Genomic DNA, 12,230 nt, shown 5'->3' with positions numbered 1-12,230 from the left:
AACGGTTATACGGGATCATATCGCACGTTTAGGTATGGTCGCGACCACAGAGCGGGACGGGTCGACGTGGTACGAGTGCGAAAAATGCGGACTGCTCTTCGACGACCGGACCGATGCGGCCCGACACGAGGAGAACTGCGACGCCGAGGGGCCGAGCTATATTCAGTGACCTACCGAGACGCCAACCGGTCGCGGTGCTCGTCCGCCAAGCGTTTTGCTTCCGCGCGGTTTCGCGTCGTTTGCCACCGGACCCGGCGTCCGTCCCCGTAGGCGAGCGCTTCTTTCAGTTCGTCTCGCAACGGACCGTGCTCGACGGCGATGATGGTCCCATCGTCGTCTCCGAGTTCGTAGACGCCGTATCGATCAGGGACGCGGCCGATCGTCGAGCGTTCGAGCGGTTCCCAGGCCTTCTTTAACGGCATCAGCGACCCCCGATCGAGCCGTCTCCCGTGGCTCCCCCATCGGACCCGTTCGTGTCGTCGCCCGGCGAGACGAGTTCGTAGGACGTCTCTCCGGTTTGATCCTCCGCGAAGACGAACACGCGACCCCGGGCGATCTCCGGATCGGCCCTGACCTCGATCCGATACCCGTGATTCGTGACCTCGACGCCCGGGAACAACGACGTTCCCTCCTCGCGTTCCAGTATGACTCGCCCGACTCCGGTCGATTCGAGGATCTCGTCGTGAGTGGTTCGATCGTTGACGTAGACCATCACGCCCTCCGTCTCCTCGGGCGACGTGACGAGGACGTGTACCTCACGGCCGGGTGGACAGACGACGGAGCCCCCCCGTTTCCGGGGAACCCCGTGATAGAACACGGATCGACCGTCGAGGTACTCCACTTCGACGCCTTCGGGTTCGAGGGAGACGTGGAGCGTTTGCGGTGCAATGTCGCTTCGCTCGGTCATCGTACGGGAGTTCGAAGCGCCTCGACAAAAGGGGGACGGTACGACGTATAATCACATCAGTCCCAAAACCGGGTAGTCGAAGCCCCCTCGACGACACGAGAACGGTCGACCGACGCGATCGGCGGCCGTTTGGGGGCGGTATCGTCGGGGACAGAGTCGGACGGTGGATTCATCGGTAACGTTTGGTCGTCAGGATCTTCGCTTGAACGCATCGTTGAGGCGTACAACGATGGGATGAAGAGAACCGACGGGACGTACGATCCTCCTCGAGGCGAGTGGAGATCATTCGCTTCGAGCGGCGAGTGTGCGGCTACTCTTCGGTGTCGGCCTCCTCGGTGTCAGTCGCGGTCTCGGTGGGCGTCTCCGTCGTGTCGTCACCGTTTTCGTCGCCGTCTTCGGGCGTCTCGGTGGGCGTCTCCGTCGTGTCGTCACCGTTTTCGTCGCCATCTTCGGGCGTCTCGGTGGGCGGTCCGTCGCTACCGTTGGGCGTCTCAACAGGTGGTTCGTCGTCCGCTGCCTCGATCGTGATGAGCGCATCCTGACCGAAGTCGATCGTAAAGACGCTGTGGATGTACGTGCCCGGTTCTAACTCCTCGGTATCAACGGTGAATTCGACGGGCGCAGAGCCGTTTCCGTCGAGCGAAACGTCTTGCGTCTCGAGGAGAGCACCGTTGAATCGGAACTGGACGGGTTGTTCGGCGGCGAACTCGTTGGGGTTCGTGATCGTCGCGTTCACCGAGACGGTCTCGCCCGCAGTTACACGTACCGGAGCCGTCAGTTCGGACACGCTGAACGAGTCGATCTCTTCGACGATCGCGATCTGTGCTGGGATGCCCGATTCACGGGTGTACACGCCGTGAATCGAGTCGCCGACCTCGACGTCGGAGGTATCGAGCGTCATCGAGAGGTTGGTCGATTCGTTCGCTTCGAGACTGACCTCTTCGCGGACGAGCACTTCTCCGTCGAACCGGTACTCGACGGATTGAGTTTCGACCACGTCGTTGGGGTTGGTGATCATCGCGCTGATATTGGCGCTCTCGCCCTGTTCGACCGAAGCCGGGGCCGAAAGGTCGGAGACCGTGAACGATTCATCAGACGTTTGTTCCGTGAGCACCGTAACGTTCGCTGCGTCGGTCACGGGATCATCGCCATCGAAGTATGGACCGTCTTCAGCACTCTCCGTAGCGACGAAGTCGTAGGTACCGTTGTCGTTCGTATCTCGGTGGGGCATCGCGATCAGCGTCTCGTTTTCGGTGAGCGCAGTCCGGTCGAATTCCGCGCCGGGCACGTCGAACAACGTGACCGTGACGTTCTCGTTCAGCCCCGGTTCGAGGAACTCGGAGACGCCGATGACGCTTCCGAGGACCTCTCCCTCGAGAAGCGTGCTATCGTGGATCGTAACGAATCCACCGTCGGTCGTATTGACCGAATCGACCGTTACCGTCGTTCCATCGGTCGTCTGATCTGAGAACGATACCGCAGCGTCGGAGACGTTCGTCGTCGGTGGCTGTTCTTGGGCACTGATCACCCCAACCGCGGGGACCAATATTATCGCCGCCATCGCAAGCGCGAGGAGTTTCGTTGTGGAAGCATCCATAGGTATTGGTAATCATACGCAATGATAAAAAACGTTTATTAACATTGACAGCTTCGAGACGGTTAGAAACCGATTTATGTGTGGTATTTTAATGAGTATGTGGGACACTGTTTCGTTGAATTACATACATGTGGCCCGTTTATTAAACGACGACGGACAGGTGGATAACGACATCGGGCCCGTTTCGGCAGTGCCGTCGATACCGGTATAAAAGATATCAAAAGTGGGTCGGACCGGAGTTGAACCGGTGACCTCCGCCGTGTGAAGGCGGCGTCGTAACCGAGCTAGACCACCGACCCGGCGGTCGGGAGTATCGCCGCCGCGGACTTAACCCTTTTCAACCGGAGGCGAGTCCGTCAGGCGTCGCCTCGCTCGCCTCGATAGTTGTCGATCCGCTTGCGGGCGTCGGCGATGGCCTCGCGGGTCTCGCCCTCGGCTTTGGCCTGTAGCTCCTTGAGATCACGTCGAACCTCGTCGAAGCGCCCCGGTTCCGGTTCCTCCTCCTCGCGGTCGATGAGTTCGTTGATCCGCTCGCGGAGCGGTTCGAGTTCCTCGGAGACGCCCGCTTTGGCGGTCTCTCCGGCGCGTTTCAGATAATATTTCGCATCGTCGAAATGTTTGTTCATAATGCACGCGAAAATACGGCGAGAATAAATAAAACCGTTGTGGCTGCGCTGACATATCGTTCCGATCTGTGCCGATTCGGGATCGAGCGTCCGGCGAGTACCCGTCGGTGGGCGTTAGGGTTATTGACCTCGCCACTGTAAGGTGAGTCATGAGCCAAAGCATTCAATCGGACGACCCCGTATCCGTGACCGAAGCCGCGGCCGATCAGGCGCTCTCACTCATCGAAAACGAGGGGTACGATACCGACGAGGCTGGCCTCCGATTGTTCGTCCAACAGGGCGGCTGTGCCGGACTCTCCTACGGCCTACGGTTCGACATCGGACCGGAAGAGGACGACGCAATCACTCGTCACCACGGACTCAGGGTGTTCGTCGATCCGGCGAGCCAAAAGTACATCGACGGATCGGTCCTCGACTTCGAGGGCGGACTGCAGGGGAAGGGATTCAGCGTCGAGAACCCGAACGTCGAAAGCGAGTGTGGGTGCGGCGAATCGTTCCGAACCTGAAACGCCGTCACGCCTCCTCGACCGGTTCGACCTTCTTTCCTGTCTCTTTCGGGATGACCCGGTGGGTGGCGTTTTCCCACTCTCGACCCAGTTCCCGGCCGTCAAAGAGCCGATCGAGAAAGACCGCCAGTCCCGCGACTTCCGAGTGCGGTTGGTTCGTCACGCCGACGTTGTACACCGATAGTTCGTAGACGTCGAAGGGAACTTTCTCGGCGCCGACGATGACCAAGAGCGGGTCGTCGTCGAGATCACGTCGAATGTCGTCCTCGACGTTCTGGATCGGCAGCCCGTACATCGTCAGATGGACCGTGGTCCCTTCCCACTCGCGGATCACTCGCCGCGGACTGTCGGTCAATTCGACGTCGAAGGGGCCGCCGAACCGGTCCGTGATATCGTCGATCGTTTTCTTCGACCCCGATGCCGCTCCGGCGATGACGACTCGATCGGCGCCGAGCGCCCGGGCGGTCAGTCCCACGTGGGTCGTCATTCGGTTGTCCCGCCCCGGACGGTGACCCAATCGGAGGACGACGACCTCGTGTTCGGCTTGCATGGCCTCCGTTTCGTCGGGAGGCGTTAGGGGGTTTCGATCGGCGGGCGAACACGGTGTCGTCGAAACCGACTTATCGACCCCGAGAGAAGTCCCACCAATGGAAGGAACCGGATCGAGCGTTTGCATCACGGGTGGCGGTGGGTTCGTCGGTTCGCATCTGGCCGATCGGCTCGTCGGAGACACCGAGCTCGTCGTCGTCGATAACTTCGAGAACGGTCGCAGAGAGTGGATCTCGGACGGTGCGGAGGTCGTCGATGGGGACCTTCGGGAGCCAGCCGTTCTGGAGGCAGCGATCACGGGTCGAACGGACACGGTATTTCATTTCGCCGCCGACAAGGCCGTCGACAGCGAGGATCCGAACGCGCAGTTCCGCGAGAACACGGGGCTGACGGCGTCAGTTCTCGAACGCATGCGCGACGTCGGCTGCGACCGGATCGTCTTCACCTCGTCGTCGACGGTGTACGGCGAGGCTCCCCGACCGACGCCCGAGGATTACGCCCCGCTGGAACCGATCAGCATGTACGGGGCCGCAAAGCTCGCTGAGGAGTCACTGCTGTCGGTGTACGCCCACAGCTACGGGTTCGACGTCTGGAACTTTCGCTTTGCGAACATCGTCGGGCCGCGGCTCCAACTCGGCGCGGTCATCCCGGATTTCATCGATAAACTGCGCGATGATCCGAGCGAACTCGAGATTCTGGGTGATGGGCGGCAAGAGAAATCCTACATGCACGTCGATGAGTGTCTGGACGCGATCGTGCACGTCGTCGATCACGCGGACGCGCCGATGAACACCTACAATCTCGGTACGCGAACCACGACCTCGGTCCGCCGGATCGCAGATATCGTCGCCGACGAAATGGGCGTCGATCCGACGTATCAGTTCACTGGCGGCGAGCGCGGCTGGGTCGGTGACGTCCCGCGAATGCGACTCTCGATCGAGAAACTCGCGGCGACCGGCTGGACCCCCGGAATGTCCTCCGACGACGCCGTTCGGCAGGCAGTTCGACAACTCCTCTCCGACACGTGAGTTAAACTGAAAACGGCGTTCGTGCGGATACGTGTCGTTCGCGGACTCTGAGCGTTGCCTCGGCCGTGTAATCGCCGGGGATCGACTCCGGCCAGCGTCGCTCAAAATCGGCGGCTTCACCGGGCTGGAGGTCCGCGTTCGTGAGTGTCTGTTCGAACGCGCGCCCGTCGCTGTATCGCCACACTTCGGCACCACCGTCGAACACCGCAAAATCGGCCCTACAAGCGTCGGTGAACGTGAGCTCGATGGGCGTATCGCCGCCGTTGACCACTGAAAAGCAAAAACTGACGCCATCACCGACAGTCACCTCCAGCGCCGTGTCGAGCATACCACCAATTCGGGCTGTCGAACAAAAGGGTTGCCCCGATTCGGGAGTGATCGGTAGCAACCGATAAACCGCTCGATCGAGTAGGTACGCTACGTGCAGATCGTCGGATACGAGACTGGCGCCGGAACCGATCGAGAGCCATCGCTCGTTCTCTCGAACGGCGGAGACGTCGAGTACGAACCGCTCTCGATCGGTAACGAACTCGCCTACACGCTCGGCGATCGCCACTGCGCCGGGACGATCGACGGCGAGGAACACGTTCAGTGTGAAAACCCAGCGACACCGTACTGCGAGTACCACGACGCGACGTGGATCTGTGCACTCTGCACCGGAACGTGTCTCAAAGCGGAGATGGACTGTTATCGCGAGCACGCGATCTATCTCGCGGCGTTCGCTCCCGCGACGTTCAAAGTCGGCGTGACGGGGCGATCGGACCCGACGGTTCGGCTTCGCGAGCAGGGTGCGGATCGAGGGGCGATACTCCGATACGTCGAGAATGGCCGAACCGCCAGGGAACTCGAAGCCGAGATCGCCGCCGAAACGCCGATTCCCGATTCCGTCCGCGTGTCGACGAAGATCGAAGGAATGGGTCGAGCCATCGACGAGAACGCGTGGCGGCGGCTTCTGGATCCGTTCGAAGTGGAGGCGATCTGCGACTTCGAGTACGGACTGGATCTCGACGCCGCGCCGATCGCCGAAACGCTCGCGACGGGAACGGTCCTCGGGACGAAAGGGCGCATCCTCGTACTCGAACGTTCCAGCGGGCGATTCGCCGTCGATATGCGATCGTTGCTCGGATACGAGATAGAACTCGGGAGGACGCCGCGAGCGCTGCAATCCGACCTCGGTGCGTTCGGTACGTAGCCGATCGCGGTCCCATACCCTGTGGACTTTTTTATTATGAGCCGAAAGTGGTGGCTATGACGGACGAGGACAATTCCGAGACCGACGGAGAAAGCGAGGAGAAATCGTTCCGCGAGCGCGTCGAGGAGATACGACAACAGCGCGCGGAGGAAGGAGAGGGCGAGGACGGCGAGGAGTTGAGTCGCGAGGAGAAGATGCAGGAGATGATGGGCGGTGGCGGTCCCGGCGGTATGGGCGGGGGCATGGGCGGCAGCCCCTTCGCACAGATGATGGGCGGTATGATGGGCGGTGGCGGTCCCGGCGGTATGGGTGGCGGTCCCGGCGGTATGGGCGGTCATCCCGGTGCAGCCGAAGAGGAAGGCGGCAACGAGGAGGTCGTTCGGGAGGTCCGGAAAGTCAGAGACGAACTCCACGACATCCGCCGTGAGATCCAGCGAATCGCCGACGCACTCGAAGACTAGCTATTAAACTGATCGACGGGTTCAACAGATCGTTTTTTGTCTCCCGAAGGCGCAGTGCCAAACCAGAGCGAAGAGAGAGGTGAATATGTCGAAGGGTGAACTGGGAATATCGGGGATCGAAGTGCTCGAGTCCATGCCTGATCTGGCGTGTGTCATCGATCGAGAAGGGCGGTTACAGTGGTGGAACGATCGGTTTCGGAAGGTCACCGGATACGGGGACGAGGCGCTGGAGGACCGCCACGTATTCGATCTCGTGGCGTCGAGCGACCGAGATATCATTCGAGTGGCCTTCGAACGGATCGACGACAAACCGCCCGATCGAACCGTGGCGATCGACGTCCGAACGGAGGATGGCGAACGACGGCCGTACGAGTTCAACGGGCGGCCCATCCAGACCGACTTCGGCTCGGGAATCGTCTGTATCGGCCGCGAACTCACTGGCCGGAACAAGCGCGAACTCGAAATACGGAGACACAGAGACGAACTCGGAACACTGAATCGGATCAGCGAAACCGTCTACAATGTCATACACGCGGTGATCGACGCCGCGGACCGGGACGAACTCGAAGCGGCCGTGTGTGAACGACTGTCGGCGTCGGATCTGTATCGCTCCGTCTGGATCGGACGGACCGAGCCGAACGCCGACGTTACTCCCAGCGTGGGTGTGAGCCCGTCTGACGACTTCCTTTCAGCGGTGAAAGCGCTCAACGATGCTGACTGGGACCGTCCGGCGGCAAAAGCCATCGAGACGGGCGAGGTTCAAGTGTCCCAACGGATCTCTGAGCTCGATATCCCGGAGCAACTCAAAGAGATGGCCGAAGAGCGCAACACTCGATCGGGGATCGCCGTCCCGATCAGTTATCAAGATACCATTCTCGGCGTTCTGGGCGTCTACTCACCCCGGCCAGATGCGTTCGGCAGACATGAACAGGCCGCGTTCGAGCGCCTCGGAGAGATCATCGGCTTCGGTATTCACATCATACGGACACAGCGGTTGGTACTCGCTGAGACGTCGACGGAGTTGACGTTTCGGGCCGAAAAAACCGAGACGCTTCTCGGAGAACTGTCGATGGAAGCGACGGGTGAGTGTACGTACGAGTGGTCCCAATCGACTAGCGTCGGCACGTATCGGCACCTGATCACCATACGGGGACTGGAACCGGACAGAGTTCTCGAAATAGCCAGAGATCGGTCCGATATCGAGGAGATCTCTCATCTCTCGGGTGATCGCGAAGAAGGTATCTACGAGTTCGTCCTGTTGAATCCGCTCATCGAGCAGTTCTTCGACGCCGGTGCGGTGTTGGTCTCCATCGTGGCGCGAGATGGCGTGGCGACGTTCGTGGTCGAAGTGCCCGGCCGCGCCGATATTCGTGCGTTCGTCGAGATGGCCGAGAGTCGCTACGATGCGACGCTCGTCTCGAAGCGCGAGCTCGATCGGCCGATACGCACCGCCGGAGAGTTCTGGAAGACCGTCTCAGATCAGCTGACGGAACGACAACGGACGGCCCTCCGGCACGCACACCTGCGCGGGTACTTTTCGTGGCCGCGCGATGCAACCGCGGAGGAGATCGCCGGTTCGATGTGCGTTAGCTCTCCAACGTTTCACTACCACATTCGGAATGCACAGCGGGCGCTCGTCGAGGCGTACTTCGAGAATCTAGATACCTAGAGCGGCTGTTAATAAACGTGCGCGCTATAAATTACTGTGCGAGGGGATGAACCCGACAACCATCGGGGCGCATCATTATTGATCCGACCGATTCGGCGGCGAATTCTGCCGGCATCAGGTGGTGGACTGGGGATGCACCACCCGTGGCATCGATCGACCGGCCGTTCCGAGTGGGACTGGCTGGTCGATCGGCGGCACCACGGGTCCTTTTGTGGATTAGTGTGGATTAGCGGGAAATTTTGTCGCGGGGGAATCCCGAGTTACAAGTATCCGGCGTCGGCGAGTCGCTCGACGGCCACTTGGAGTCGCTCTTCGCTGGCGGCGTAGGACAACCGTGCGTAGCCCGGCGTCCCGAACGCGCTGCCTGGAACCGTCGCGACGTGGGCCTCTTCGATCGCGCCCTCACACCATGACTGATCGTCGTCGTCGACGGGGAGCATCATGTAGAACGCGCCGTCCGGCACGGGAACGTCGATCTCCTGTTCGTCGAAGAGGTCTACGAGCATGTCGCGGCGGTCCTCGAAGGCGTCCCGCATCTCCGCGACCGTCTCGTCGGTGTTGCGTAGCGCCTCGATACCGGCGTGTTGGACGAAGTTCACGGCGCAGGAGACCGAGTGCGAGTGGAGCTTTCCGGCCTGCTCGACGAGCGGTTCCGGCGCGGCGAGATAGCCGAGTCGCCAGCCGGTCATCGAGTACGCCTTCGAGAATCCGTTGATCGTGACGGTCCGGTCGGCCATCCCGTCGAGGGAGCCGAGCGAGGTCTGCTTCGTGCCATACGTGATCGCGTCGTATATTTCGTCGGAGATGACCGTGATATCGTGGTCGACAGCAAGATCACGAACGCCCTCCAGTGCCGCGTCGGTGAAGACGGCCCCAGAGGGGTTCGACGGCGAGTTGATGACGAGCAGTTCGGTGTCGTCGGAGACGGTCTCCGCGAGGTCATCGAGCGCGGGTTCGAGTTGGAAGTCGGTTTCGGAGAGGTCGACGCGGGAGAGGCTACCGCCCGCCAGTTTGGCCATCGCCTCGTAGCTGACCCACGCGGGATCGAGCAGGACGACCTCGTCCCCGTCGTCGATGAGCGTCTGGAACGTCTCGTAGAGCGCCTGCTTCGCGCCGGGCGTGACGATGAGTTCGTCGGTGCCGTAGTCGAGGCCGTCCGCGGCGAGTTTCTCGACGATCGCTTCTTTCAGTTCGGGGATACCGTCGGACGGCGTGTAGCCGGTGTGTCCCGCGTCGAGGGCGGCTTTTCCGGCCTCGACGACGTTTTCGGGCGTCGGAAAGTCCGGTTCGCCGACCGAGAGATCGACGATGTCGACGCCGTCGGCTTCCAGTTCCGATGCGAGGTTGCTGATCGCGAGCGTCGCGCTGGGTTCGACCCGGCCGACGCGCTCCGTGAATTTCAGTGTCATTGTGTATCGAGTTCCTCTGCGAGTGAAATAGCGCTTCGGACGGCGCTCGCGCCGTGGCCGACGCGCTCTTGGGCCTCGGCCAGACTCATGCCGGGCCCGATGATACCGAGGGTGACGGGCGTGTCCCGACGCAATGAGACGTCCGTGAGCCCAGCGGCCGCCGCGTCGGCGATCACCCGGTCGTGATCCGTGTCCCCGGTGATTATCGCACCGAGGACCGCGACGGCATCGACGTCGTCACGACGGGCGAGCCGATCCGCCGCCAGCGGCGTGTCGTACGAACCCGGGACCTCGATGGTCTCGACGATCTCGGCGTCGGCCTCGTCGGCCGCACCACGAGCGCGAGACGCCATTTCGTGGGTCACCGGCCGCTCTTTGTTGAACTGCGCGACCACCAATCCGAGCGCTACCATACCTGAAGATGGGTATCGCCACGTAAAAGAAGTGCCGAAACGCTCCCCCCTCGTGCTACGATCCGTTCGACGTCGCCACGTCGCAGAATCGATCGCCACGCTCGTGCTTCGACCCGTTCGACTCGTTCAGGCGGCCGCCTTCGCTTCGTCGAACGTCCCGTCGAAGTCGCCGCGGTCGAGCCGCTCGTTGAACGTCCGGGCGTCCTCGCCCTCGATCGTGACGCCGAGAGACGCACAGGTCCCCGCGACTTCCTTCGCCGCGTTCCGCGCGTCGTACGCCAGCAGGTCGGGAAGTTTCTGCTCTGCGACCTTCTTGAGCTGTTCGGCCGTGATGTCGGCGACGAAGTTCTCGTTCGGTTCGCCGGAGCCGGTCTCGAACCCGACCTCGTCTTTGATGAGCGCGGCCGTCGGCGGGACACCGACTTCGATCTCGAAGGAACCGTCGTCCTCGTACGTGACGGTAACGGGGACTTCGGTGCCGTCGAACGCCGCAGTCTGTTCGTTGATTTCGTTGACGACCGCCTGCACGTCAACCGGGGTCGGGCCGAGCTCCGGGCCGAGCGGCGGCCCAGGGTTGGCCTGCCCGCCGGGGACGAGCACTTCGATAGTTCCAGCCATACATCAACGGAGTGTCGGGGCGACTTTAAGGGTTACCGATTCGCTCCGGCATGACACGCACTCCCCTGCGGCGCACAACCGAACGCCTTTTTCGCTATCAGCGACACAATCCAGCTAATGGGGCTCAAAGAGGAGATCGAGGCGATCGAAGAGGAGATCGCTACCACCCCGTACAACAAATCGACCGAACAGCACATCGGTCGGCTGAAGGCCAAGCTCTCGGAAAAAAAGGAGAAACTCGAACGTCAACAGTCCTCAGGAAGCGGCGGTGGCGGGTACGCGGTGGAAAAGCACGGCGACGCGACGGTCGCGCTGGTCGGCTTCCCCTCCGTCGGCAAGTCGACGCTCCTCAACGCCCTGACGAACGCCGACAGCGAGGTCGGCTCCTACGAGTTCACGACGCTCGACGTCAACCCCGGAATGCTCGATTACCGGGGGGCGAACATCCAACTGCTCGACGTGCCGGGGCTCATCGAGGGGGCGGCCGAAAACCGCGGCGGCGGTCAAGCGGTCCTTTCGGTCGTCCGGACCGCAGACCTCGTTCTCTTCGTCCTCTCGGCGTTCGAGATCGACCAATACGAGCGGCTCCGAACGGAGCTGTACAACAACAAGGTCAGACTCGACACCGAGCCGGTCCAAGTCACCGTCAGAAAGACCCACAAGGGCGGGATCAACCTCACGACCTCGGATCGAGTAACGCTCGACGACGAGACGATCATGGCGGTGCTCAGACAGTACGATTACATCAACGCCGACGTGACGATCCGCGAGGATCTCACGATCGACCAGCTCGTGGACTCCCTCCAGGACAACCGCGAGTACCTCCCCTCCGCCGTCGCGGTCAACAAGGTCGATCTCATCGATCCGAGTTACGTCGAGACCGTCAAGGAGAACCTCCGTGCTCACGACATCGATCCCGAGGAAGCCGTGTTTATGAGCGCCGAGGACGGTCGAGGGCTCGATTCGCTCAAAGAGACGATCTGGAACGACCTCGGACTGATTCGTATTTACATGGACAAACCGGGGCGCGGGATCGACTACGACGAGCCGCTCATTCTGACTGAATCCGAAAACACCGTCGACGACGCGCTGAAGAAACTGGGCGGCAGTTTCGACGATCGATTCCGGTTCGCACGCGTCAGCGGCCCGTCGGCGAAACACGACGAACAACAGGTCGGCCGCGGCCACGAATTAAAAGACGAGGACGTGTTGCGGATCGTCGCCAGAAAGTGATCACACCGTGTCGGCGGCGGGG

The 12,230-nt window shown here is 61.5% G+C and carries 16 protein-coding genes and 1 tRNA gene; 7 read left to right on the top strand and 10 right to left on the bottom strand.

The window, feature by feature from the left end:
* Positions 1 to 34: 34 nt before the first annotated feature.
* Complete coding sequence (locus tag R6U53_RS08140; RefSeq protein ID WP_410321858.1) at positions 35 to 169, top strand: hypothetical protein; 135 nt, start codon at positions 35 to 37, stop codon at positions 167 to 169.
* Position 170: 1 nt separating this feature from the next.
* On the opposite strand, the gene R6U53_RS08135 is transcribed toward R6U53_RS08140, so the two are convergent.
* From R6U53_RS08135 to R6U53_RS08115, 5 genes are all read right to left on the bottom strand, one after another.
* The gene (locus R6U53_RS08135) at positions 171 to 422 is read right to left on the bottom strand and encodes a hypothetical protein (protein WP_410321857.1); all 252 of its coding nucleotides are present in this window, start codon (positions 420 to 422) and stop codon (positions 171 to 173) included.
* Positions 422 to 907 (bottom strand): DUF5796 family protein, encoded by a 486-nt coding sequence (locus R6U53_RS08130; protein ID WP_410321856.1) that lies wholly within the window; start codon positions 905 to 907, stop codon positions 422 to 424. The genes R6U53_RS08135 and R6U53_RS08130 overlap by 1 nt, the downstream gene beginning before the upstream one ends.
* 310 nt (positions 908 to 1,217) lie before the next feature.
* The gene (locus R6U53_RS08125) at positions 1,218 to 2,504 is read right to left on the bottom strand and encodes a hypothetical protein (protein WP_410321855.1); all 1,287 of its coding nucleotides are present in this window, start codon (positions 2,502 to 2,504) and stop codon (positions 1,218 to 1,220) included.
* Positions 2,505 to 2,728: 224 nt separating this feature from the next.
* Positions 2,729 to 2,803: transfer RNA gene (locus R6U53_RS08120), tRNA-Val, on the bottom strand.
* 57 nt (positions 2,804 to 2,860) lie between these two features.
* Positions 2,861 to 3,130, bottom strand: coding sequence for a hypothetical protein (locus R6U53_RS08115; protein ID WP_410321854.1), 270 nt, complete (start codon positions 3,128 to 3,130; stop codon positions 2,861 to 2,863).
* A gap of 149 nt (positions 3,131 to 3,279) precedes the next feature.
* Between R6U53_RS08115 and R6U53_RS08110 the strand changes: the two genes are divergently transcribed.
* The gene (locus R6U53_RS08110) at positions 3,280 to 3,636 is read left to right on the top strand and encodes a HesB/IscA family protein (protein ID WP_410321853.1); all 357 of its coding nucleotides are present in this window, start codon (positions 3,280 to 3,282) and stop codon (positions 3,634 to 3,636) included.
* Between the two features lie 7 nt (positions 3,637 to 3,643).
* Here R6U53_RS08110 and R6U53_RS08105 read toward each other — a convergent pair whose 3' ends face one another.
* Positions 3,644 to 4,186, bottom strand: coding sequence for a tRNA (cytidine(56)-2'-O)-methyltransferase (locus R6U53_RS08105; RefSeq protein ID WP_410321852.1), 543 nt, complete (start codon positions 4,184 to 4,186; stop codon positions 3,644 to 3,646).
* Between the two features lie 97 nt (positions 4,187 to 4,283).
* Here R6U53_RS08105 and R6U53_RS08100 point away from each other — a divergent pair, with 97 nt between their 5' ends.
* Complete coding sequence (locus R6U53_RS08100; protein ID WP_410321851.1) at positions 4,284 to 5,213, top strand: NAD-dependent epimerase/dehydratase family protein; 930 nt, start codon at positions 4,284 to 4,286, stop codon at positions 5,211 to 5,213.
* 1 nt (position 5,214) lies between these two features.
* On the opposite strand, the gene R6U53_RS08095 is transcribed toward R6U53_RS08100, so the two are convergent.
* On the bottom strand, positions 5,215 to 5,541 hold the full coding sequence (locus R6U53_RS08095) for a BsuPI-related putative proteinase inhibitor (protein ID WP_410321850.1): 327 nt from the start codon (positions 5,539 to 5,541) through the stop codon (positions 5,215 to 5,217).
* 93 nt (positions 5,542 to 5,634) lie between these two features.
* Here R6U53_RS08095 and R6U53_RS08090 point away from each other — a divergent pair, with 93 nt between their 5' ends.
* From R6U53_RS08090 to R6U53_RS08080, 3 genes are all read left to right on the top strand, one after another.
* Positions 5,635 to 6,405: a DUF2797 domain-containing protein gene (locus tag R6U53_RS08090; protein WP_410321849.1), complete on the top strand. Its 771-nt coding sequence runs from the start codon at positions 5,635 to 5,637 to the stop codon at positions 6,403 to 6,405.
* Positions 6,406 to 6,461: 56 nt separating this feature from the next.
* Positions 6,462 to 6,866, top strand: a complete 405-nt coding sequence (locus R6U53_RS08085; RefSeq protein WP_410321848.1) for a hypothetical protein — start codon at positions 6,462 to 6,464, stop codon at positions 6,864 to 6,866.
* An 85-nt stretch (positions 6,867 to 6,951) separates the two neighbouring features.
* Positions 6,952 to 8,535, top strand: a complete 1,584-nt coding sequence (locus R6U53_RS08080) for a bacterio-opsin activator domain-containing protein (RefSeq protein ID WP_410321847.1) — start codon at positions 6,952 to 6,954, stop codon at positions 8,533 to 8,535.
* Between the two features lie 260 nt (positions 8,536 to 8,795).
* Here the strand turns inward: R6U53_RS08080 and R6U53_RS08075 are convergent, their stop codons facing one another.
* The 3 genes from R6U53_RS08075 to R6U53_RS08065 all read right to left on the bottom strand — a co-directional run bounded on the left by R6U53_RS08075 (position 8,796) and on the right by R6U53_RS08065 (position 10,975).
* Positions 8,796 to 9,944 carry a pyridoxal phosphate-dependent aminotransferase gene (locus R6U53_RS08075; protein WP_410321846.1) on the bottom strand — a complete coding sequence of 383 codons (1,149 nt, stop codon included), beginning with the start codon at positions 9,942 to 9,944 and terminating at the stop codon, positions 8,796 to 8,798.
* A complete protein-coding gene (gene ribH, locus R6U53_RS08070) occupies positions 9,941 to 10,357 on the bottom strand; it encodes a 6,7-dimethyl-8-ribityllumazine synthase (RefSeq protein WP_410321845.1) in 417 nt (138 codons plus the stop codon). The genes R6U53_RS08075 and ribH overlap by 4 nt, the downstream gene beginning before the upstream one ends.
* Positions 10,358 to 10,483: 126 nt before the next feature.
* Positions 10,484 to 10,975 (bottom strand): 50S ribosomal protein L11, encoded by a 492-nt coding sequence (locus tag R6U53_RS08065; RefSeq protein ID WP_410321844.1) that lies wholly within the window; start codon positions 10,973 to 10,975, stop codon positions 10,484 to 10,486.
* Positions 10,976 to 11,092: 117 nt separating this feature from the next.
* Between R6U53_RS08065 and R6U53_RS08060 the strand changes: the two genes are divergently transcribed.
* Positions 11,093 to 12,208 carry an OBG GTPase family GTP-binding protein gene (locus tag R6U53_RS08060; RefSeq protein ID WP_410321843.1) on the top strand — a complete coding sequence of 372 codons (1,116 nt, stop codon included), beginning with the start codon at positions 11,093 to 11,095 and terminating at the stop codon, positions 12,206 to 12,208.
* Positions 12,209 to 12,230 lie beyond the last annotated feature (22 nt).

The organism is Natronomonas sp., from assembly GCF_046483325.1.
GTDB lineage: Archaea > Halobacteriota > Halobacteria > Halobacteriales > Haloarculaceae > Natronomonas.
Note: the sequence above shows the minus strand (reverse complement) of the source record. Positions and strands in the feature narration are given on the sequence as shown.